Source organism: Streptosporangium sp. NPDC006013 (genome assembly GCF_040614275.1).
In the GTDB taxonomy this organism is placed as follows: Bacteria; Actinomycetota; Actinomycetes; order Streptosporangiales; family Streptosporangiaceae; genus Streptosporangium.
On sequence record NZ_JBEXUE010000765.1, the window covers coordinates 1 to 3,078 of the forward strand.

The 3,078-nt window shown below is 68.5% G+C and carries 4 protein-coding genes; 3 read left to right on the forward strand and 1 reads right to left on the reverse strand.

Going from position 1 to position 3,078, the window contains the following annotated elements; genetic code table 11:
* Positions 1–225 (reverse strand): hypothetical protein (locus ABZ260_RS49170; RefSeq protein WP_355632343.1); only part of this gene is annotated, 225 nt, incomplete at its 3' end.
* Here ABZ260_RS49170 and iscB point away from each other — a divergent pair.
* The 3 genes from iscB to sigK all read left to right on the forward strand — a co-directional run bounded on the left by iscB (position 127) and on the right by sigK (position 3,019).
* On the forward strand, positions 127–1,434 hold the full coding sequence (iscB, locus tag ABZ260_RS49175; protein ID WP_355632340.1) for an RNA-guided endonuclease IscB: 1,308 nt from the start codon (positions 127–129) through the stop codon (positions 1,432–1,434). The two genes, ABZ260_RS49170 and iscB, sit on opposite strands and share 99 nt — an antisense overlap.
* 192 nt (positions 1,435–1,626) lie before the next feature.
* Complete coding sequence (locus ABZ260_RS49180) at positions 1,627–2,253, forward strand: Uma2 family endonuclease (protein WP_355632336.1); 627 nt, start codon at positions 1,627–1,629, stop codon at positions 2,251–2,253.
* Between the two features lie 172 nt (positions 2,254–2,425).
* Positions 2,426–3,019, forward strand: coding sequence for an ECF RNA polymerase sigma factor SigK (gene sigK / locus ABZ260_RS49185; protein WP_355632338.1), 594 nt, complete (start codon positions 2,426–2,428; stop codon positions 3,017–3,019).
* The last annotated feature ends 59 nt before the right edge of the window (positions 3,020–3,078 follow it).

Here is a 3,078-nt window from a genome sequence, read left to right on the forward strand (position 1 = left end):
CGCCAGGCGGTACCTGGTGTTCGACCTGGGCGAGGGGAGATCGAGCGGACCGGCACCCGCTCTGCTCGGCGTCACCCCGAGGACGCTTCGGCGTCCGAGGGAGCGAACCGTGAGGTTCACCCCGTCGTGTTCGTCCTGGACGCCCGCGGCCACCCGCTCGACCCGTGCCATCCCGCCCGTGCCCGTCGCCTGCCGGCGGCCGGGCGAGCGGTCGTGGCCCGTCACACCCCGTTCGTCATCCGCCTCAAAGACCGCGACGCGGCGACCTCGACCGTCGAAGGCGTGCACGTCGGTATCGACCCTGGCAGCAAGCACACCGGCCTGGCCGTGTTCACCTCGCGCGGCGTAAACCGGAGGGGAAGGTACGCGATCCAGCTCGACCACCGAGGTGCGGCGATCCGCGACAGGCTCACTGCCCGCTCGCGGTATCGACGGCGACGCCGTGGCGCGAACCTGCGTTACCGCGCGCCCCGGTTCCTCAACCGGGCCAAGCCGAAAGGGTGGCTGGCGCCGTCGCTGCGACACCGTGTGGACACCACCCTGTCGTGGGTGGCGCGGCTGACCCGGTGGGCGCCCGTGGCCGCCGTGCACCTGGAGCGGGTCTCCTTCGACACCCACGCCCTCAGCGCGGGCAGAGCACTGGAAGGGGTGGAATACCAGCAGGGCACCCTCGCCGGGTACGAGGTCCGCGAATACCTGCTCGCCAAGTGGGGGCGGGCGTGCGCGTACTGCGCCACGCAGGACGTGCCGTTGAACATCGATCACATCCACCCGCGCAGCCGGGGCGGCTCCGACCGGATCAGCAACCTCACCCTGGCGTGCATCGGCTGCAACCAGGCCAAGAACGCCACCCCGATCGAGGAATTCCTCAAAGGCAGGCCCGCCCTCCTGACAAAGATTCTCCGGCAGGCGCAGGCTCCGCTGCGCGACGCCGCCGCCGTCAACGCCACCCGCTGGGCGCTGTGGCGGGCACTGGAAACGACCGGCCTCCCAATTCGCGCCGCGTCCAGCGGCCGTACGAAGTGGAACCGCTCCCGCACCGGCGCCGCCAAGTCGCACACGTTGGACGCGCTGCACGTCGGCGAACTGGAGACCGTGACCGCCTGGCCGTCCACGGTCCTCGTGGCCAAGGCGACCGGTCGCGGCACCTACGCCCGCACCACCCCCGACCGATACGGGTTCCCCCGTCTTGCCCGGCCACGGACCAAACTGCACCACGGCTTCCAAACCGGCGACCTGGTCCGGGCCAACGTCCCGGCAGGCAAGAAGGCCGGGGTTCACCTCGGGCGAGTCCTGGTCCGCGCCTCCGGCTCGTTCGACATCACCACCCGGCACCGTCGCATCACCGGGATCAACCACCGGCACATCCGTCACCTTCAACGCGCGGACGGCTACGGCTACAGGACCCAGAAAGAAGCCGATCGAAATGACTGACCGGTCAGGGCACGCTCGGGCCTTGGCGGCCCTCCCGCTCCCGATTCCTCCCCAGCCTGAAGAACTCCGTTGCCCAATTCGTTTTCGATCTCCGCGACCTGCGTGTCCGGCACCGGATAACGATGCCAGACGTCGACCGGCGGCAATTAAGCAACAGAGTCTTGAAGGCCAGGGCATCCTCGGGAGGTTCTGGTGATAACAGCGTCTCAGCGATCCGCACCGCGCACCGCGCCCCAGCCGCCCGCTCAGCCCGCCGCACCTGAGGACCGTCCACTACCTCGCACCCCGAGGGAGATCTTCGAGTCTCTTCCCCCAACCCTGTGCCTTCGCGCCGAGATCATCGACGGGAACCTCATCGTGAGCCCATCTGGCATTCCCAAGCACGGCCGGATCGCCATGCGCCTCGCCTTTGCCTTGCAGCCCATCCTGGAGAAAAACGACTGGGAGAGTTTTGCGGGAAATGTCGATATCTGCATCGAGGGGCCACGTGACACTCTGGTCCCCGATTACTGCCTGCTCCCCGTGGACGCTCCCCTCTGGGGAGATCTGGAGATCCTCTCCTCGGGCCTGATCCTGGTGGCGGAGATCGTCTCGCCCGGCTCCATGGAGATGGACCGCGCCACGAAGCCCCGGATCTACGCGGGCTGCGGCATCCCGATCATGCTGATCGTCGACCCCGTCGCCTCACCATCGATGGTCACCGTCCTCAGCGATCCCGAGGACGGCAGCTACCGGACCATGACGCACACCGAGATGGGCAAGCCGCTCCGGATCCCCTCCCCCGTCGACTTCGACCTCGACACCTCGATCTTCCTCTAACGGCACCGACTCGACCGGCCCCGTCCCAGCGAGGCGCCGGCACTGGGATACGGCACGCTCATCCCGTCCGCCCCGACGTGCCGGTGGCACCGAATGGGACGCCGACCAATCCACGTGCCGTTCCGCTTCGAAGAAGCGGCGAAACGTGCTTTGCTCATGGCGGGGAGGATGCATGAGACCTAGACGGGCGCTGAGGTCGGCAGAGGACCGCGACTCCCTCCAGAGCGGGCTGGAAGACCTGCTCGAACACGTGGCGCGAGGAGATCGCGCCGCCTTTGAACGGATCTACGACCTGGTCGCCGGCCCCGTCTACGGGCTGGTCCTGCGCGTGCTGCGCGACCCCGCGCAGAGCGAGGAGGTCGCCCAGGAGGTTCTCGTCGAGGTGTGGCGCAGCGCCGCTCGCTACGAACGCGCCCGCGGCTCGGCGATGGCCTGGGTCATGACGATCGCCCACCGCCGCGCCGTCGATCGCGTCCGCGCCGTCCAGAGCGCCGTCGACCGCGAGGACCGGGTGGCCAGGCTGGAGGTGCATCGTCCTTTCGACGAGGTCGCCGAGTCGGTGGGAGCCCGCCTGGAACGCGAACGGCTGCGCCGCTGCCTTGACGGGCTCACCGAGCTGCAACGCCAATCCGTCACTTTCGCCTATTACGGTGGATATTCCTATCGTGAAGTCGCCGAGCTGCTGAAGGTGCCGCTGGCCACGGTGAAGACCCGGATGCGTGACGGGCTGATCCGCATACGCGACTGCCTGAGGGTGGAACGATGAACAGCGTCGAGAGTGGTCACGACCCGCACACCCTGGCCGGCGCCTACGTCCTGGACGCC

What these genes read in the sequence shown, in the direction of transcription:
- sigK (WP_355632338.1), top strand. Translation starts at nt 2,426, where the DNA reads ATGAGACCTAGACGGGCGCTGAGGTCGGCAGAGGACCGCGACTCCCTC.